17 protein-coding genes are annotated in these 19,457 nt (G+C 59.8%); 4 read left to right on the plus strand and 13 right to left on the minus strand.

Annotated elements, in window-relative coordinates:
- Positions 1-578: 578 nt before the first annotated feature.
- The 12 genes from MA07_RS29850 to MA07_RS27005 form a co-directional block, all read right to left on the minus strand.
- Positions 579-1,076 (minus strand): hypothetical protein, encoded by a 498-nt coding sequence (locus tag MA07_RS29850; protein ID WP_152569039.1) that lies wholly within the window; start codon positions 1,074-1,076, stop codon positions 579-581.
- 81 nt (positions 1,077-1,157) lie between these two features.
- A complete protein-coding gene (locus MA07_RS26955; protein WP_036359780.1) occupies positions 1,158-1,937 on the minus strand; it encodes an outer membrane protein in 780 nt (259 codons plus the stop codon).
- 54 nt (positions 1,938-1,991) lie between these two features.
- Positions 1,992-2,207: a hypothetical protein gene (locus MA07_RS26960; RefSeq protein ID WP_036359783.1), complete on the minus strand. Its 216-nt coding sequence runs from the start codon at positions 2,205-2,207 to the stop codon at positions 1,992-1,994.
- A 416-nt stretch (positions 2,208-2,623) separates the two neighbouring features.
- The gene (locus MA07_RS26965) at positions 2,624-3,289 is read right to left on the minus strand and encodes a response regulator transcription factor (RefSeq protein WP_052003597.1); all 666 of its coding nucleotides are present in this window, start codon (positions 3,287-3,289) and stop codon (positions 2,624-2,626) included.
- The gene (locus tag MA07_RS29285; RefSeq protein ID WP_081929189.1) at positions 3,286-5,091 is read right to left on the minus strand and encodes a histidine kinase; all 1,806 of its coding nucleotides are present in this window, start codon (positions 5,089-5,091) and stop codon (positions 3,286-3,288) included. The genes MA07_RS26965 and MA07_RS29285 overlap by 4 nt, the downstream gene beginning before the upstream one ends.
- Positions 5,092-5,917: 826 nt before the next feature.
- Positions 5,918-6,970 carry an ABC transporter substrate-binding protein gene (locus MA07_RS26975; RefSeq protein ID WP_052003598.1) on the minus strand — a complete coding sequence of 351 codons (1,053 nt, stop codon included), beginning with the start codon at positions 6,968-6,970 and terminating at the stop codon, positions 5,918-5,920.
- Positions 6,967-8,142, minus strand: coding sequence for an FAD-dependent oxidoreductase (locus tag MA07_RS26980; RefSeq protein WP_036359788.1), 1,176 nt, complete (start codon positions 8,140-8,142; stop codon positions 6,967-6,969). Before MA07_RS26980 ends, MA07_RS26975 begins: the two co-directional genes overlap by 4 nt.
- Positions 8,139-9,515, minus strand: a complete 1,377-nt coding sequence (locus tag MA07_RS26985; RefSeq protein ID WP_036359790.1) for an NAD(P)/FAD-dependent oxidoreductase — start codon at positions 9,513-9,515, stop codon at positions 8,139-8,141. The genes MA07_RS26980 and MA07_RS26985 overlap by 4 nt, the downstream gene beginning before the upstream one ends.
- A complete protein-coding gene (locus MA07_RS26990; protein WP_036359793.1) occupies positions 9,512-9,802 on the minus strand; it encodes a (2Fe-2S)-binding protein in 291 nt (96 codons plus the stop codon). The genes MA07_RS26985 and MA07_RS26990 overlap by 4 nt, the downstream gene beginning before the upstream one ends.
- A gap of 10 nt (positions 9,803-9,812) precedes the next feature.
- The gene (locus MA07_RS26995) at positions 9,813-10,607 is read right to left on the minus strand and encodes an ABC transporter permease (RefSeq protein WP_036359796.1); all 795 of its coding nucleotides are present in this window, start codon (positions 10,605-10,607) and stop codon (positions 9,813-9,815) included.
- Positions 10,608-10,611: 4 nt separating this feature from the next.
- Entirely contained in the window at positions 10,612-11,472 is an 861-nt protein-coding gene (locus MA07_RS27000) for an ABC transporter permease (RefSeq protein WP_152569041.1), read from the minus strand.
- A 9-nt stretch (positions 11,473-11,481) separates the two neighbouring features.
- Entirely contained in the window at positions 11,482-12,549 is a 1,068-nt protein-coding gene (locus MA07_RS27005; protein ID WP_036359799.1) for an ABC transporter ATP-binding protein, read from the minus strand.
- Positions 12,550-12,728: 179 nt separating this feature from the next.
- Here MA07_RS27005 and MA07_RS27010 point away from each other — a divergent pair, with 179 nt between their 5' ends.
- From MA07_RS27010 to MA07_RS27020, 3 genes are all read left to right on the plus strand, one after another.
- On the plus strand, positions 12,729-13,541 hold the full coding sequence (locus tag MA07_RS27010; protein WP_036359802.1) for an IclR family transcriptional regulator: 813 nt from the start codon (positions 12,729-12,731) through the stop codon (positions 13,539-13,541).
- Between the two features lie 184 nt (positions 13,542-13,725).
- Positions 13,726-14,532 carry an EcsC family protein gene (locus tag MA07_RS27015; RefSeq protein WP_244445363.1) on the plus strand — a complete coding sequence of 269 codons (807 nt, stop codon included), beginning with the start codon at positions 13,726-13,728 and terminating at the stop codon, positions 14,530-14,532.
- A 68-nt stretch (positions 14,533-14,600) separates the two neighbouring features.
- A complete protein-coding gene (locus MA07_RS27020) occupies positions 14,601-16,742 on the plus strand; it encodes a helicase-related protein (RefSeq protein WP_036359805.1) in 2,142 nt (713 codons plus the stop codon).
- Positions 16,743-17,527: 785 nt separating this feature from the next.
- Here the strand turns inward: MA07_RS27020 and MA07_RS27025 are convergent.
- Positions 17,528-18,577 carry an IS110 family transposase gene (locus tag MA07_RS27025; RefSeq protein ID WP_036359808.1) on the minus strand — a complete coding sequence of 350 codons (1,050 nt, stop codon included), beginning with the start codon at positions 18,575-18,577 and terminating at the stop codon, positions 17,528-17,530.
- Between the two features lie 121 nt (positions 18,578-18,698).
- On the opposite strand from MA07_RS27025, the gene MA07_RS27030 reads away from it, so the two are divergent.
- Positions 18,699-19,397, plus strand: coding sequence for an IS6 family transposase (locus MA07_RS27030; protein WP_036359955.1), 699 nt, complete (start codon positions 18,699-18,701; stop codon positions 19,395-19,397).
- Positions 19,398-19,457 lie beyond the last annotated feature (60 nt).

The raw sequence follows: 19,457 nt of genomic DNA on the forward strand, positions 1-19,457 counted from the left end.
GCCGCGGAGCATTGGGAGGAGATCTGGATCACTTCTACGATGATGATATGGGACCTCTATGTATCCGACTATCAGACTGGTGCTCAGGTTTTTGAGCTATAACGAGGAGGAGAGCCCGCGCTCAAATAGGGGCAAACTTCTGCATCTGATGCTGTGGATGGCTCTCACTCAGTAGTGAGGTAATGTAGCTGCCCCGGCCAGCTAGGGGCACAGGAGGAGACCATATGCACAGCCACTAACATTGGTCTGGACATCGTCAAGTCTGTCTTCCACCTGCACCACATCACCGCCGCAGGCGAGGTGCCGATCCAACGTCAGGTCAGGGAGGGCAGGTGCTCAAGTTCTTTGCCTCTCCCAACCTGCATGATCGGCATCGAGGCGGGTGCGAGTGCCCGCTACTGGTCCCGAGAATATCGCGCTGGCGACGAGCTCAGATTATTTGAGGTGTGATCCAGACGTTGTGAAATTGGGTGGCATTAAACCCTATGGATACATTTATGTCGCTTGTTGGTTCGATCCAGCTCGTCGGCATGCCAAAGCCGCATTCAGGGCCGGACATCTGAGAGCTGAACAGCAGGTCAGCGGAGTTCGATGGCGCTCCGCATGAAGAACTCCTTGCTGAATCTAATAGCGTGATCGCGCGAGGCACTGATTCCGGCTTTATCTCTGGCGAGGGGGCATTGAACTGTGTCATAGACAATATTGGAATTCGCCAGCACTTGCTTGAAGCTTATCTCCAATGTGCCCACTAGCGCAGAAGTAAAAGATATGTCTGACAGATAGATCGTGCGTGTGGCATCAGACGGTGCGAAGCAGTAGCGCCATTCTGCAGTGGCAGCGGACAACGATGAAGTCGTGAGGACATGACCAACTAAGATTGCTACTACGAAGCTGCTCACTGGATACCCGTGTATCGCACGTCCTGAAGCCTCGCGCGGATGCGGTGAGAAGGATTGTTCAACGCTCTTTTGTTGATCGAGCGGGTATGGCCGGTTAATTGCAAGGACAGTCAGCGCAGGCGCTTCGGCTCGAACTTCGATTCCCATTCTGGAAAAAGCATGAAAGTGCTCGAACATGCTTCAGGTCCCACTGCAGCCTAACAATGCGACGCCCGGCACAAAGCCGGGCGTCTCCTTACCGATCTGAACTCTTTGATCTTAGTGAGTGTTGAACCTATAGTTCAGGCCAGCTCGAAGAACGTGAAACCTGGACTCAGCCTTCACGTTGTAGTTAGGCTCATCTCGCACCGGATCGACAGCAGCATAGTTCTTCGAGCCGAGATCAACGTACGAGTACTCGCCCTTAAGGGACAGATTGTTTGTGAATGCGTATTCAGCTCCCGCGCCGAGTGTCCAACCCCATCGCGTGGTGGAGTCTGAGCCAGCTATATTGATTGAAAAGGGAGCGCCGTCGTCGACGCCGCTGCCAACATACGAAGTGCTGGTTCTAACCTTGCCGAATGCAAGTCCGCCAGTCCCGTAGACCAGCAGGCGCTCCATGGGTGTAAAGCCGAGACGGCCGCGCAGGGTGCTAAACCAGCGGACCCTCTGCTCAGCCGTCAAAGTCCCGGTGTTGAAATCGTCGGCAAACGCCTCCGCGTATGAATGTCTTAGGTTGAGGCGGTTAATGTCAGCCTCGAGACCGAAAACGGCACCTCCGAACTGATAGTTGTAGCCGATCTGCGCGCCACCAGTGAAGCGGGCGTTATCTGAGTTGTTGACGAGAACGAAGCTACTATCAATATCGCTCAGAGTCAGCTTGCTGTCGTCCCATACAGAACCAGCATTCACGCCAGCGTAGAAGCCCGTCCATGTGAAGAGTGGCGCTGTCGCAAGTATTGGAGTGGGAGCAGCATGCTGGAACGGGAGGTCAGCCGCTTTTGCATTGACTGCTGTAAAGGTTATCAATGCCGCTGCCGAGAGAAGTACACGATTCAAATCATTTGCTCCTGTGTATCTGCCGTTGAAGTCTTCTTGATAAGATGGCTAGGCTTAGCGTGATACCCGGACCCGGTTCAGGAATGGTGAGTCATGCGCCCGGCGGCCTTCAGCTCCTTTGTATTTGTCAAGAAGAGCAATCGCTTCGCGGGCATAGAGGCGAAACTGCGCCTTTGTGGTTTCGAAGGCATCATCCCATACCAAGTGGTTGTCAGTGGCTTCGTAAAGCGCGCGGGCTATCTGCTCGACCTGCTGATCGGGTATATACATTTGTCAGGCCCTTCAGTTAGACAGCTACAATTCCACGTTAGGCGTGGAAGATGGAATTTTCATTCTGTGGTGTCCGGATCCACACAGTTTCAGATCAGTGTTGAGCTACATGCGATGAAGCATGGAGACCATGAACACGTTTACAGGGCGACTGGGAGGTGGGAAATATAACCGAGGGGATATGAGGGCTTTGCGCAGGTGCTCCGACCAAGCCAAACTGCCTGACGGTGGGAGGACTGAATAGCCTCGGCCGCTATTCTTTATCGGCATTACTATACCTGCCGCCACTCACGAGGTCTTTTTCTAAGCCGCTCATTGGTGCGGAACATGCGTCAAGCAGATCCGCCTATGATAGCGGGTCTGTCATCCTGAGATACGCTCCAGAGTCGCCCGCGACATGAACAGACCTCAGGGAGTCAATTGCCTCCAAGGATGTCCCCGTATGAAGCTGCGAGGGCTTCAATATCCGAGCGCCTCGATGTGCCCAGCTTTTGATAGATCTTATGAATGTGCAGCTTGACCGTTCCATCGGATATGCAGAGGCGGCGAGCAATTTCCTTGTTGGAGAACTCATAACCGACGAGAAGTAGGATTTCCCGCTCGCGCGATGTTAACAGGCTGGCTATCGTCGTTGCAGCTTGGCGTCGGCCAATTTCCCGCTGTATGGGCTCACCGACCGACTCCGGCGGGAACCATCGGCCTCCGGAACCAACACGGCGGAGGCAATCGAGGAGCGAATGTGGAGCAACATCCTTCAGGACGACTCCGTAAGCTCCTTTCTCTACAGCGGCGTAGATCTGTGTGTCGGACATCGTGGCGCTTAGAAAGATCACCTTTGTTGTTGATCCAGTCCTGGTGAGTGCATCTAGCACTTCAACTCCACTCATCGTTGGCATTGCTACATCGAGAAGCGCTATGTCAGGCTCGTACTTATGAATAGCTTCCAAGGTCATCAATCCATTGGCACAGAGGCTGACGATATGGAGGTCGGGCTCTGGTGCTATAATTCCCTCTAAACCCTGCAGAACGAGAGGGTGATCGTCCGCAACAACGAGTGATGTTCGGGCATCTTGTCGATTCATCGTATTGGAATACCAATCTTAAGGGTCAAGCCACTGGAGGAGTTAGAGATAGTGAGATCGCCCCTGACCTCGAGCACCCGGTCGCGAATCGTCTTCGGACCGACCTTCTGTAGAAAGACCGTCTCGTAATCAAATTCTCCCGTAGGACCTGGTAGCCCTGTTCCGTCATCGGATATAGTAAGTTCAAGCGAGTGCACCCTGCGTGTGATTTCGACGTTGATCGTGCTCGCTCCCCCATGTTGGATCGCGTTGGCAACTGCTTCGGCTAAAATAGGTGGGATTTGCCGTCCAATATGGTGAGCCACTTGGGCGCCTTGCGGTGATACTCTCAGGTGAGTGCTGCATTTCCAGTGGCGACGAGCTTCGCCCAGCGCCTTTGAACAATCAACCTCCAAGTCGAAGACTCGCTTTGATGTGACCTCCGTGGCCCCCATAATTGGAAATCCTCCGCCGTCTAACGGAATTCTTTTGTCTACATAGGCGCTATTTACAAACTCACGAAGCCGGCGCTGAGCATCTGCGAGCATTTCGCGGGGCTCATTCAGCGTATCAATGTTGCTCTGTCCCGCGTTCTCCATGCCAGATGCCAAGCGAAGTCCGATGGCTGTTAGGGTTTGAAGGACTCCATCGTGCATGTCGCGCGCTAGGCGCGCCCGCTCCGCTGATGCCGCGATAGCGTCAAGTTCCATCCGTAAAATATGATGCTCAATCTCAATCGAAACTCGGTTGGCAACGATGCTAGTGAGTGCGATCAGTTCCCCGCTGGTGGAGTCAGGCTCTAAAATGAAAACTCTTCCAGATGAGTTTTGAGTAGTGAAGGGAGCCGTCACAAATCGGGTTATACCGTAGTCCCAAGCCAGGCTCCGGTTCAACGATTGAAGGGGCTCGCTGCAGCCAATTTGCTTGGCTATGGCGCGATCATGTTGAGGCTCTCCGATCATGAAAGCAGTCTGAGCCAACTCTGGGGCTACCAACCCATCATACGTCCCCGGTTCCTCACGCCTGCTCTTGCATTTCCCGCTGCCCCAAACTGATATGAACAAAAAAGGCTCATTTTCCTGTTCCCAAAGCACGAGAACCCGGTTCGCGCGCATTGTAGCTGCTGCATGCACAAGTGAAGGTTCAAGCTGGGGGAATTCTCCTGCAGCAGCTACTTCAGGTGGCCAAGATGCAAGAGCGGCAAGTCGCTCAAGGCTTCGTTCCCGAAATGCGCCAACATGCCCGAGCATGAGGCCTGCAACGAGGAGGAACGCGCCTCCAATGACAAATCTATTGATGTCGTCGTGGGCTCCTGTCAGCGCGCCATCATCGGCGAAGCTGAGGCCAACAAGGAGAGCTATCAACAATGCGGATGTTGTGATTGCCCCTCGCCAGTTCCAGCGGAGCGTTGCAACAAGTAACGGAAATGACAGCAGCATAGACAGGGGACTAGATGCTCCTCCTGTTAAGAATACGAGCGCAGAGGAGAAAGAAAAATCTGCTACGTACGAGAATGCATGTACCAGCTTAGGCGTACGCCCAGTACTATTGAAGAGATATGTGAGAGCTGCGTAGACCGCGTACATTGTAGATGCAATATACGCATAGCTGGCAAACTTATAATTGTCGATCGGGTCGATAGAGAGAGCCACCAAGCTAAGACTTGAAAGTGCTAAACGGGATATGTTTACGACATTTTCAACTGATAGACGCAATGCTGCTGCTGTAAATGTTGGCCTTTTATTTGTATTCATCTGATTATCTTTCCAGCGCAGCTGAATAACTTTGTTAGTGTATTCCTCTTTTTTTTGGATTGATGGCATTTCAGCCAAGAAATAAAGTCATCTTAAGTTAGATCCTTTAGTGCCACCTGAATCTGCTTTGTGTTTTGCTTCCTCCAGTCTGATCTGGACAGCATGGAGATTACATGGACACGGGTGTTATCAACTCAGATACCTATATCGCTTCTCCTCGGTACAACCCTTATTCGGGACGGATGTCCATGCGATTTCGGACTTTCACGGTTCAATTGTTAAGTCCTTTCCAACGGTACGTCACCCATGACCCGACATCCGGGATAACCGGCCACGCGGCGCATCGAACTGTCAACCTGCTGGCTGAGCAGCCCTGTTAGATGTCTTCCATGCTTTTGGTGTGGAACCTCATGGCATCACCTGGATCCCTCAACCGCGCTCGTCCCGCTGTTAAAGGCTGGAGACGTGTTACGGGTGCAGAGTCTCACTCGGGCTGAACCATCCGCGTAGGGCAGCCCTAGCTAACGAATGAGTAGTGATAGTTCCGGCACCACATCCAGGCGCTTCAGCCGCTTTAGGATGACCTCACGAGGACAAACCGATCTAGCGGAAGGGCAGCTACTGGCACACCCCGGAAGTACAGCGAATGTCGGCTTAGGCCGGGAACTACGGACATTCCTGAGGGGCAGCAGGTTTCATAGTTTGACCCCAAGCGGACTATCCGAACGAGTGCAGAAGCCTTTCTTTCAGCCTGGAGATCGTCCGAGTCAATGGGTCGGATCGGAGACGGACACGAGCGCTAGCCACTGTGTCAGCCGGGGCTTCCGCCACGGTTCAGGCATTATGGGATTTGGACAAGGCGGATGCATCGAGCACCCGCCTTGTCTTAATTTAATCAGCGCTCGATAGTCTTGTTCCAGCGGCTGTTCCATTCCGGCCGCTTCTCGTTGATCGTATCCCAATCAAGCGTGACGGCAGTCTTCATGTACTCGTGGAACTTCTTGAGCTTGGTCTCTGCTTCGGGGGTGGGCGCCTTGGCGTTCACATTCGAGGGAACGATATTGCCGTATTGAAGTGCCTTACTCTGAGCCTCAGGCGAGAGGAGATAGGCGGCAAGCTTCTGAGCTAGTTCGGGCTCACTGTTATTCGCGATGACGCACTCGGTCACCATCAGGATAACGGAGCCTTCCTTAGGCTGCGCGTATTCCACTGGAATGTTCTTCTCCTGATGAGCCGCCACGGCGGTTGGGGTCAGCGGGAAGATCGCGGCTTCGCCGGTCTGTACCATTTCGGAGATCTTGGCCGAACTCGGAATGTATTCGAGTACATTCGGACCGATGGTGTCCTTGAACTTGGAGAAGCCCGGCTCGACGTTCATCTCATTGCCGCCCTGGATGCGGTTGAACATGAGAAAGGCATGCAGTCCGAAGGACGAGGCTGCAGCGGATTGGAACACGACTTTCCCTTTGTACTTCGGGTCGGCGAGATCCATCCATGAGGTCGGGGGAGCCCAGCCCTTCTCTTCGAACATCTTCTTGTTGTAAGCGAGGCCCGTCATGCCGAGGTCGATACCTATCGCCATGTCATCCTTCAGCCGGGCGCCCGGAGCAAGATCGGCCAGAGCTGGTGTATCTTTGATCTTCTCGCACAGGCCTGCACCAATGGCGCGGATCATAACGCCGTCGTCGAGAAACATTACATGCATCTGGGGATTTGATTTGGCCGCGGTGGCCTTAGCCAGAATGTCAGACGATGTGCCAGGCACAACGACAACCTTCACGTTGTTCGCCTTCTCGAAGTCCGGGAAGACATTCTGCGTGAAGGTTTTCTCGAAGTTGCCGCCGTTCATGCCGACATAGAGTGTCTTGGTCTGCGCCTGAGCTGCGCCGGAGGTTGCGATGGCGAGCGCGGCAAAGGCTGTGGCTTGCAAAAGCGTTATCGTTTTCATTGTGCTGCTTCCCTCTTTTTTAGTTCAGGTTCGTTATCCGCCCGGGAACCTTGGGTCGTGCGGGCAAATCGATCGATGGCGAAAGCTTGAATCGGCGTGCGGCTTTCACCGTCACGGACGAGTTCGGCCAGGACTTCGCCAACTCCCGGCGCGATCTGGAATCCGGCTCCCGAGAAGCCGAAGGCGTGAATGAGATTCGGTGTGGTCCGGCTGAAGCCGATCACCGGGTTCCGGTCCGCCATCTCACCTTCCGTGCCGCTCCAGAAGCGGATGGCGTAGGCATGGCGCAGAGCCGGGAACAGGGCTGCAGCGCGGTTCATGATGGTCACGGCGCCCGAGCCCGTTGGACGGGAGAAGTCGGGCTCTGCAAGCGGCTCGCCGCGCATGCCGCCGACGATGCAGTTGCCGCGCTCAACCTGGCGCGCATAAATGCCGCCGCCTTCGGCCCCGATGTTCACATTCATGAAAACGTTCATGGGCTCAGTGACAATCATGCTCGGGTAGATCGCATGGAGCGGCACAGGCTCGCCGAATGCTTCCGCGAAAGGACCCGCCCAGGCGCCGGCGCTGTTGATCACGAACCCTGCCTTGATCTCGGCGTTCGAGCCTGCCGATAGATGAAAACCGTCGAGCGTCTTCTCGACATGCGACACAGGGGTGTGTTCGAGAACATCCACGCCTGCGTGTCGCGCCGCATGGGCAAACGCCGCGGAGACGAGGCGGGGATTGGCATGGCCATCACCCGCACACAGAGACGCGCCTGTGACGTCTCCCGCGATCCAGGGAAAGCGTTCCCGCAGCTGGTTCCCGCCGATCAGCTCCAGGTCGAGCCCCAGATCCGCGACGCGGGCCGCATAGGCTTCGAGCGATGTCATCTCGGCCTCAGTTCTCGCGAGCTTCAGGTGGCCTGAGCGCAGGAATTCACCATCGATGCCGATGAGGTCTTTCAGGCGCGGCCAGATGGCATGAGCCCGTTGAGACAGAGCGATCTGCTCCGGCGGGCGGCCCTGACGGCGCACGCCGCCGTAGTTCACGCCGCTGGCCTGGGCACCGCAGAAGCCCTTGTCGAGAAGCACGACGGAGAAGCCCATGCGTCGCATGGCAAGGGCTGCGGAGCTTCCGACGAGTCCGCCACCGATGATGGCGACATCCTTGTGAAGGGCGCGGCTCATGCGGCTTCTCCCTCGGCCGCAACCTCCAGCGGAATGGGTTTGACGGGCGGCTGAGCGCGTAACCGCCCGACCGCATCTGGCGATCGACCGCAGGTGGAGGCCAGAACTTCCACTGCCGCGCTGGCGCACATCCGCCCCTGGCACCGGCCCATGCCTACCCGGGTCAACGCCTTGAGACGGTTGAGTTCGGAAATACCCTGATCGCGCGCGGCAGCGCGCGCATCGCCGACGGCGATCTCCTCGCACCGGCACAGGGTCACGTCATCGGCGATGCTGGTGGCCCAGGCTTCCGGAAACGGGAACGCGGATTCGAGAATGTCACGGAAGTGTTGGATGCTGGCGAGCTTGCGCTCCAGCACGCCGATCCTCGCATGGTCAGCCGGGAGGCCTGCATCATCGAGAAGCGCGAGGCCCGCCCGTTCTCCGGCGAGTTCGGCGGCATCCGCGCCGGCAATGCCGGCACCATCACCCGCGATATAGACGCCTGACACGCTGGTGCGACCCGCGCCGTCGCGTTCAGGCCGCCATGCCCGGTCCCGCGTATCGAAGGTGAAGCGACATCCCGCAAGATCCGCAAGCTGCGTTTCGGACCGCAGGGAGAAGCCATAACCCACCGCATCGCAGGCGAGGCGATGCTCCTTGCCGCGCTCGCGCCAGACAATCCCCTCGACTCGCGTCGTGCCGTCGATGCGAGCAGGCTGAACCCCAAAGCGAACGGCAACGCCGTGTGCCATGAGTTCGGCGGCATAGCGAAAGCCGCGCAGGACAACGGAGGGCTGAGCGAATAATCCACGAAGGAGATGGAATTTCGCTGAGAACGGTGCCGTATCGAGAACGGCTGCAACGTTGGCGCCGGCTTTCACATATTGCCACGCAACGACATAGAGCAGCGGTCCCGAGCCGAGAAACACAACTTTATCGCCGATGGCGCAGCCCTGCGACTTTAAGGCGATCTGAGAGCCGCCCAGGGTGAAGACGCCTGGAAGGGTCCAGCCGGGGACGGGGAGAACGCGGTCGGTCGCGCCGGTGGCTAGGATCAGATGGCTGAATGCAATGCGGCGCGTGCGTTGACCCGTGACCGCATCCACAGCCTTGTCGTGGAGGTTCCATACCAAGGTTCCGGGTAGATAATCGATCCGGTCGCGGATCTGCGCGAAGGTTTCGTGCAAGGCGATCGCCTTCGCGGCCTCCGATCCGTAGAGATCTTTCGCGGATCGCTCGTCAGGCACGAGCCTCTGGCGATAGATCTGCCCGCCGCTCGATGGCGCTTCATCGATGACGACAGGTCTGACGCCGGCGTTCACGAGTGTTTGCGCCGCACGGATGCCCGCAGGGCCGGCGCCGACAATCAATGGTCGAATGGCGTCGCTCACGATCTCGGCTCCGTGATGGTTCGAAGACTCATTTCGGGTTTGAGGGCCGTGCTGCAGGCGCGGACGCGCCCGCCGTCACTTGTGAGAACCCAGCAGTCCTGGCACGCGCCCATCTGGCAGAAGCCGGCCCTGGGGTCTCCCGAGAAGTCGCTGAGACGCAGCCGGTCGGACTGAGTGAGAATGGCGGTCAAAACCGTATCGCCCGCACGGCCGGAGCAGGCCTCACCGTTCAGCGTGAAGGGTACGAGAGGAAGCTCATGTCGGGAAAGGCGCTTGAGAAGAGCCATATTCATTTCCTCAGCGCTGCCCGACGAGGATGCGGTCGAGCCCAAATGCGCGATCCAGTACCAGCATGGCAGCGGCCGTGATGGCGATCATCAGGGCTGAGACCGCTGCCATCATCGGATCGATGGATTCCGTCGCATACATGTACATGCGGACCGGCAGCGTGACGGTTGCGGGTGAGGTGACGAAGATCGACATCGTCAGTTCGTCGAAGCTGTTGATGAAGGCAAGCAGCCAGCCGCCCGTGATGCCGGGCAGGATCATGGGAGCCGTGATGCGGCGAAACGCAGTCCATTCCCCGGCACCGAGCGTCCGCGCGGCCTGCTCAGCACTGCGGTCGAGCCCTGACAAGGCAGCGAGCACGAGACGGAGCACATAAGGCGTCACGACAATGATGTGTGTTGCTACCAGCCATGCAAAGCTGCCCGTGGCGCCAAGAAGCGCGAACAGTCGCAGAAAGGCCACTCCGAGAACCAGATGAGGAATGATCAGTGGCGACAGAAACAGGGCATTGAGAAAGTCCCTGCCTGGGAACGTATAGCGGCTGATAGCAAGCGCGGCAGGTACGGCGAATGCAACAGCCAAGGTCGCAGAGAGCGTTGCCAGCCATATACTGTTCCAGAAGGACGCCATGAAATCTGGATGCTCAAAGACGGCCTTGAACCAGCGCAGGGATAAACCAGTCGTTGGCAGGCTCAAGGTATTCTCGGGAGTAAACGCGACGAGGCAGATGATGACCAGAGGCGCCAAAACGAACGTCAGGACGAGAACGTGAAAAATGAGAGCGACCGGACCGTTTTTCTGCATGGTGTCACCCGAGGGTCCGGCGAGCGCGGGCCTCGACCATGCGGTTGTAGGCCAGCATGATGCAAAGGTTTGCGACAAGCACGATGATCGCGATAGCAGCTCCGAGGGGCCAGTTGAGCTCATGCAGATATTCGTCGTAGACCAACGTCGCCACCATTTTGAGACGACGGCCGCCAAGCAGAGCCGGCACGGCGAAGGCACTGGCTGATAGTCCGAAAACGATCAAACTGCCGGAGAGCATGCCCAGCGTCACCTGAGGCATGACCACTCGACGAAGAGCTGTGAAATGCGAGGCACCAAGCGTCCAGGCTGCTGCCTCGACCATAGGATCGAGCTTCTGCAAGGCCGTCCACACAGGAATGACCATGAACGGCAGCATGACGTGGACGAGAGCAATAACGATGGCGGTCTCGGTGTAGAGAATCCTGACTGGTGCGAATCCGACAAGCTGGAGTGCCTGGTTCACGAGCCCCTGCGAGCCGAGCAGCATGCTCCAGCCAAAGGTGCGGACCACGACGGAAACGAGCAATGGACCAATGATGACGAGAAGGAAAACCGAGCGCCACGGATCGCGCATGCGCGACAGAATGTAAGCTTCCGGAACTCCGATCGCGGCACAAATGAGCGTAGTCAGCGCTGCGATCCGCAATGTCCTCCAGAAGATCTCGAGATAATATCCATCGGTGACGACGGTGATATAATGAGACACGGTAAAGGCGTTCTGAATGCCTGTGGAATGATCATAGGCGTGGAACGACAGGATGACCGTCAGCGCCAGCGGAAGAAGCACCAGCCCGAAGAAGAACAGGGCTCCAGGGCCGGCTAGGAGCCATGGGGCCGACAGGGTGGAGGAGCGTGCGATCATCTCACCACCTCACGCTGCGGCTGCGGCGTTACCCGCGATAATGCGCATGTTGTCCGGCGACCAGTCGAGCCCGACCGGGGAGCCTTCCGCGGCCGGCTCGACGCCCAGGTTGGGCGTGGAGACCGTCATGATCCCGATTGGAGTCTCGACGGTGAAGAGCCACTGGCTGCCCAGGAAGAAGCGGCTGGCGACACGTCCCTTCAGGCGGCCTGCGCCAGCATCGCGCACAAGGATCTTCTCGGGGCGGATCGACAACGTGACCGGGGTTCCTGCGGCAATCTCTGGAGCGGAGGCCTCCAGCAGGACGCCGCCGATGTCCGCGGCGCTGGTTGTGCCGTTGCGGCGCCAGGTGCCGGCCAGAAGATTGGTCTTGCCGACGAAGGACGAGATGAAGGCGTTCGAGGGCTGCTCGTAAAGCCGGTACGGCGCATCCACCTGAGTCATCCGCCCGCCTTCCATCACGACCACGCGATCGCTGATGGAGAGCGCTTCGGCCTGATCGTGAGTGACCATGATGGTGGTCGTGCCGACCTTGCGTTGGATCCGCCGCAACTCGAACTGCATTTCCTCGCGCAGCTTGGCGTCCAGGTTGGAGAGAGGCTCGTCCAGCAGGAGGACGGGCGGCGCAATGACTAGGGCGCGAGCGACAGCCACACGCTGCCTCTGACCACCGGAGAGCTGGCGGGGATAACGGTCGGCGAAGGAGGAAAGCTGCACCAGCATGAGCGCCTCCCGCACGCGATCGGTCCGCTCGGCATGCGGAACGCGTCGCATCTCGAGCCCGAACGCGACGTTCTGCGCCACCGTCATGTGAGGGAATAGGGCATAGCTCTGAAAGACGACGCCGAGGCCGCGGCGGTTGGGCTTCTCGCGCGTGATATCGCGCCCGTCGAGGGAGATCCGGCCCTCAGTGGGTTCGACGAGACCGGCAATCATCTGCAGGGTCGTTGTCTTCCCGCAGCCCGACGGGCCGAGAAGCGAAACGAATTCGCCTTTGTCGATTGTAAGGCTGACATCGCGAACGGCCGTGAACGTGCCGAATTCCTTGGAAACTCCTTCGAGTGTCAGGAATGCCATTCTGGTCTCCGATCCTTGCAAAGCATTCAGCCATAAGCCCGAATGCGCACGACGCCCGGATCGGCATCACGAGCGAGGCCCCAGCCCAAGTCAATGCTAATGTTTCGCTATATAAAAGTTTTTTGACATATGTTCCACTGCCTGAAATATAACTGACAAATAAGCGAGATTTATTGTATATGTCGGAAGATAGCATATCTGGCACGCGGCGGGCCTTGGTGCTCCTGAAGGTTCTCGGGGCGGGGGATGCCCATGGGATGCGCCTGACCGATATCGCATCAGCCGGCGCGACCACCCAACCCAGCGCTCATCGGGCCCTGAAGGTTCTCATGGCCGAGGGCTTCGTCGAGCAGGTGGATGCGAGCCGCAAATACCGGCTGGCCCTCGACTTCTTCGTCCTGGCCGCACGGGCCGCGCAGTCGGGCGGATTGCGCAGCACGGCCAGGCCAGCGCTTCTGCGCCTGTCCTCCACATTGAGCGACAGCATCTTCCTTCTGGTGCGGAACGGGTTCGACGCCGTCTGCCTGGATCGCGTGGAGGGCCCGTTCCCGATCAGGACCTTCACGGGCGATATCGGCGGCAAGGTGCCTCTCGGCATTGGTCAGGGCAGTCTCGCTATTCTGTCGTTCCTGCCGGAGGAGGAGCGCGAAGCCGTGATCCGCTTCAACGTTCCCCGCCTCCTCGACCGGGGCGGCTTCGATGAGATCGGGTTGCGGATGCAGATCCAGAACGTCCGCAAGACGGGCTTCTGCAGCCTCAACACGGGCCTGATCCCCGGCATGGCCGGCGTGGGAGTGCCGATCCTTGACTCTGAGGGGCGGGCTGTTGCGGCCCTGAGCATAGGCACTTTGTCGGAGCGCCTGGAGGGGGATCGGCTGCCGCTGGTAGTCGATCTGATACGAAACGAAGCCGAAGGAATCGCCCGGCAGCTCAACCCTTTCGATCCAACCCTCCGTTACCCTACCCGAAGCCTCGGGGTGGAAGGGATATAGTCTTCCTGGCAAGCGGCTTTGGCTGTGATATCCAAAGGTTCGCTGCTGGCACGGACGCGACCTTAGCCATATTTCCGCACTGCTGAGATGAGCGGACCTTCGCACTGATGCCCAGCGTTGAGGCTGCATGAGCATTTTGCAACTTGACATCGCCAGCGACGACCGCGCTGCCCTGGAGGAGGCTGTGGCTGTCTTGGAGCAGCCCAACTGGATAACCCGTCTGGCGGGGCTGGCCGGCAAGCCGGTTGAGTTGATCGGCAACCTAACGCCCAATGCGATCTCAGGCCTGGTCGCACGCGCCAGCCAGAAAGCGCTGCTTGCGGCCCTCCGGCTGGCGATGACAACGTTGACCGTTAAACCCCTGTGGCGCAGCGAACTCCTGCACAAGGTGGCGGCTGCGGGCTCGGGCGCTGTGGGCGGCACCTTTGGTCTTGCCACGCTGCCGGTTGAATTGCCTATCTCGACCACCCTGATCCTGCGCTCCATAGCTGAGATCGCGCGTCACCAAGGAGAGGACCTGTCGGATCCTGAAGCGGCTCTGGCCTGCGTCCAGGTCTTTGCCCTGGGCAGTGGCAAGGAGGACGTGAACCCGGCCGAAAGCAGCTACTTTGCCGTGGGGGCCGCGCTGGCGCAGTCCATGGCTGAGGCGGCGCGTTTCATTGCTGAACATGGCTTTGTTGGGCAGGGTGCCCCGATCATGATCCGGCTCGCCTCGGAGATCGCCACCCGCTTCGGCATCGTGGTCTCACAGAAGGTCGCGGTGCAGGCAGTGCCTGTCATCGGGGCGCTCGGCGGGGCGGCTGTGAACGCTGCCTTTATGGATCATTATCAAGACTTAGCTCGGGCCCATTTTACCGTGCGGCGGCTGGAGCGGATCTACGGTCGGGCGGTGGTGCGGCAGGCTTACGACAATATCCAGGAACGGGCAGGTACCCGCCCTGCATCCAATAAGGCCTTGGCCGGTCTGCCGTCAGCTGGGAGGGGTGTTTGAGCCCCATAACTATCCAGCTTCGCGACGAGCGGCGTTGACACTGTCTTTCCGGGCGGGAACGCTAGGGCATGGCACGCAAGCGAATCCAAGAGACCGCCGACATCCTTCAGGACGCGATCCGCAGGGTGGTCCCATCGCGGCGCGACGTCGACACCGAGGGCCTCCGGCGCTACCTGGGCTTGCCCGAGCACGACGGCTTCGTTGACGATGGCCGGGTGGCCTCCGCCCTCACTGAGATGCGGAGCCTTGAGGAATGGGCTGCAAAAGGGGCCAGGGCGCTCGCCAAAGCAGTCCCGTCCCTGCGCTGGTCCGAGAGTGAGGACGGCGCCGTCTCGTGGTCCGTTCGGGTGAGCCTGCCGCTCCTCGACGACGGGCGCATGGAGCTGCGCCTTATGCTGCCACCTACGCCGCAGATGCTGGAGATCCTGCACGGGATGGCGATCCGCAACGACCCACGCCACCGCTTCGACAAGTTCAAGGCCGAGGTCGCCCGCGTCGAGCGGGAGACGGGTAAGTCCATACACCGAGTAGTCAACCAGCTGCGCGAGGACGTGCGCGCGGACCTAGCCGAGGTCGGCTCGGGCGCCGCCAGCTACGCCGAGCACATGGACCATGCCCTGCGCTCGCGCCAGTACGAGTTCTCCCCGGACCTGGTCCGGGCCTTGCCCGGCAAGTTCAAGGAACTCCGGGCCCGAGCGAAGAAGCTCGCCGGCCAGGATATTGGCATCCGGAACCTGCGCGAGCGGGTCGGCTTCGGCACCTACATCGACAAATTTCGCGCGGCGCGCGGCATGGCCCGTCACATCGTCTTCCACATGGGCCCCACCAACTCAGGCAAGACCCACGCCGCTCTGGAGAGGCTCGCGGCGGCCGAGAAGGGCGCCTACCTGGCTCCCCTGCGGCTCATGGCCCTCGAGAACTACGAGGCCCTGCGCGACCGCGGGCTCAACGCAGGCATGATCACAGGCGAGGAGGTCTTCGGCGACAAGGGCGCCACTCACATCTCGCGCACCATCGAGACCGCGGATCTGCAGCACACCGTCGACGTGGCGGTGATCGACGAGATCCAGATGATCTCAGACCCAGACCGCGGCTGGGCCTGGACCAACGCGCTCTTCGGTATCCCGGCCAAGACCCTGATCCTGGCCGGCTCCGACGACGCCCTGCCGTACGTTCGCCGTGCGGCCGAGGCTGCGAACGAGAGCATGGAGGTGGTCGCCTTCCAGCGCAAGACGCCGCTCGTCCTGCTCGACAAGCCGGTCCCGCTGGAGGAGGTGAAGGCCGGTGACGCCGTCGTGGCCTTCTCGCGCCAGGCGGTGCACGAGCAGCGCGAGGTCCTCGTCAGCCTGGGGCACACTGTGGCCACCATCTACGGGGCGCTTTCCCCCGAGGTGCGCCGCGCGGAGGCTGAGCGCTTCCGCACGGGCGAGGCCGACGTGCTCGTCACCACCGACGCCATCGGCATGGGCCTCAACCTGGGTCCCCTGCAGCGGGTCGTGTTCTCCGCCCTGAGCAAGTTCGACGGGCGCGAGGACCGTCCGCTCACCAACCCCGAGATACGCCAGATTGCCGGGCGCGCCGGCCGCTTCGGCCACCACGACGTCGGCTACGTGGCCGCCACCACGGAGGAGGGCATTGATCCGATCCGCAAGGCGCTTGCCGGCGCCCCGGCGGCACCAGCCGCAGATTCGCGCTTCTACGCCCGCCCTGATCTTGTGGCGATCAGGGCCGCGGCCTCGGAGCTGCGCACCGAGAGCCTGCACGCGGTGCTCACGCACTTCGCCCAAACCGCCTTCTACGAGGGCTCGCCGTTCCAGCCTTCCGACATGGACGCCATGCTGCAGGCCGCAGAGATGGTCGACCGCACCAGACTGAACCTGACGCAGAGGTTCGCCCTGTCGGTGGCGCCGATCGACCAGCGCGACGAGCTCTCGTTCCAGGTGCTCAAGGGATGGACGCAGATGCTGGCCTCGGGCTCCGGAGTTCCGGCGCTGCGCGGCAAACCCTTCGCAGAGCTCGACCATCAGGAGCGCACGGTGCGGCTCGCGGGGGTCTACCTGTGGCTGTCGCGCCGCTTCCCGGACGCCTTCGACGACGCGGACCAGATGCGGAAGGTGCGGGCGCAGGCCAACGAGGCCATTGAGCGCCATTTGCAGGAGACCGCCACGAAGCGGGTGGCCAAGCGCGTGACCGCCGGACATACGGATTAGATCGAGAGTCCACAGCTTATTGCATGGGCTCCGGAATGAGTGAGGGCTGCTAAGAGCGTGTGCCGCCGGCAATTGCTTCGCGGCCGCATGTGCATGCTTCCATCCGGTTTCATAAACAGCATTCCGCGAGATTTACCCTCGGCTCTAGGCCCGGAAGGTCTCAAGATGCCACGGGGCCGACGCTAGCCGTGCTTCCGCCTAGCTGGGATGAGCGGACCTTCCCACGAACATCCGCTACTACCCAGTTGAACCGCAGCCGACCTTTGGTCGAAACCGGCACCAGGAATCACAAACTCTCATAGAGTTCGACTGCTGTATGAGCATGGCGTGCACCGGCCGTCAGTCGTCTGCTAAAGCATCGGACTCAAAAGTGGATTTGCACTTTTGGGACCAATCCGATGCTTCCTCTATAATCGAGAGCATCGTTCGGAGCGGAAAGCCGGGTCCACTTTTCCGCACGATGCTCTAGGAAGTTGATCACTGCCTTGATGGCACCGTCATGTCTGGATGGCGCCCGTTTGGCAACGTGATTGTTGATGACGTTTCGGCCTAGCGGGGCGGGTGCAAGTCATGTCTCCGGCCTTTGAACGCGGTGCTTCATGACCGCCGGCCCTGATGTTTTACGCTGGAGCTGGTCCCTCTCAAATTATCGCGCTTGGCTGACGCAAGACGATGCCAGGGTTGTCCAGTTCCGGCGGTCCATGTCCGCTTTGGCTTCACATCACATCATCATCACCCTGCCAACTGGGTTGCCCTAAGGGCGAATAGTCTGAGCTCTCCGTCTATTAGGCCGCCGACACGGCAGCTCCCTTGCTCCCGGGCTCGTAAGCCGTGCTCCTGGCCATCACCGCCCAGGCGATCCGGGCCATCTTGTTGGCCAAGGCGACGGCCACCACCTTGAAGGGCTTCCTGGCCAACAGAGACCGGGCCCAGTCCGCCAGCGCCGTCCGGGTCTTGCCCGACTTCATGCTGTAGAGCGCCGCGTGCGCTCCGACCACAAGCAGCTTGCGCAGATGGCGGTTGCCCATCTTGGAGATGGAGCCCAGCCTTGCTTTGCCGCCGGTTGAGTGCTGCCGGGGCACGAGGCCGAGATAGGCGGCAAACTCCCGACTGCCTTGGAACAGGCTGGCGTCCGGGATGCTGGCTGAGAGACAAGAAGCCACGATCGGACCGACCCCGGGGATGGTGACGAGCCTGAGGCTGACCGGATCGCTGCGGTGAGCGGCCAGAATGGCCTTGTCGAGCTTGGCGATCTGCGCCTCGATCCCAAGCAGTATCGCCGCCAGAGGCTGGAGCGCCAACCGAGCTGTGACGGGGAGATCGGGACTGGCGTCATCCTGAAGATAGGCGATCAGCTGGCGCGTGTTGCGAGCGCCCTGCGCCACCACGATGCCCAGCTCGGCAAAGTGACCACGCAGGGCATTGATCAGGGCCGTCCGCTGCCCGATCAGGAGATCTCGGGCGCCGTGCAGCATCAGGGTGCTCTGCTGTTGCGGGCTCTTGACTGGAACGAAGCGCATCGACGGCCGTGTGACGGCCTCGCAGATCGCAGCCGCGTCCGCGGCATCGTTCTTCTGCCGACGCAGATAGGGTTTGACACAGGCCGGAGGGATCAGTCGGACGTCGTGACCAAAAGCCATGAGCGTGCGGGCCCAGTGATGAGCCGTCGCGCACGCCTCCATCCCGATCAGGCAAGGTGGAAGGGTTCTGAAGAAGCCTAGGATCTGGCTGCGGCGCAGCGGCTTGCGCAGGACGATCGTTCCACTTCTGTCGACGCCGTTCAGCTGGAAGACGTTCTTCGCGATATCAAGGCCGATCGTGACAATCTCAGGCATGACGAGTGGCTCCTCTTCGGTTCTCCAAAATGCCCATTCTGGCACGTCTGACGCTGGTGGAGGGCGCCATTCACGACATCAAATTAACCGGAGGGTGACTGGAGCGAGGCATATGGGAGGAATGAACCCGCCTCGTCATCCTCGCTATGCCCGTCACCGCTTCCCGGCGGATGTGATCAGCCATGCCGTGTGGTTGTACTTCCGGTTTCCGCTCACTCTCCGGATGGTCGAGGCGATGCTCGCCGCTCGAGGCGTCCTGGTCAGCTACGAGACGGTGCGGTTGTGGGCGCTGAAATTCGGCCAGAGCTTCGCCAAGCAGATCCGCCGCCGTTTGCCCGCACCCGGAGACCAATGGCACCTCGACGAGATGGTGATCAGCATCGCTGGTAAGAAGCATTGGCTCTGGCGCGCTGTTGATCAGCGTGGGGTCGTGCTCGACATTGTGGTTCAAAGTCGCCGTAATGCGAAAGCCGCCAAGCGCCTGCTGCGCAAGAAGCAGGGCGTGGCCCCTCGCGTGCTGATCACAGACAAACTGGCCAGCTATGGCGCGGCTAAGAGAGAGATCATGCCGAGTGTTGAACATCGGCAGCATCGGGGTTTGAACAACCGCGCCGAGAACAGCCATCAGCCCACCCGACGACGGGAGCGCATCATGAAGCGCTTCAAGTCAGCCGGGCAGGCGCAGCGCTTCCTCGCGGCCCGTGATCAGGTTGCAAATCTCTTCCGCTGTACTGCAAACACCAACGCTGCTGATCGTCGCCGGGCGCGTGCTCGGGCTTTTCAGGTTTGGACTGACGTGAGTGAGGTCGCGAGGGCCTGATCTGTTACTCCTGAAGGGTGGATCTGTCTCAAGTCATTAAGTTGACGATGCCCCGGCTTC

Source organism: Microvirga sp. BSC39 (assembly GCF_000739015.1).
GTDB lineage: Bacteria > Pseudomonadota > Alphaproteobacteria > Rhizobiales > Beijerinckiaceae > Microvirga.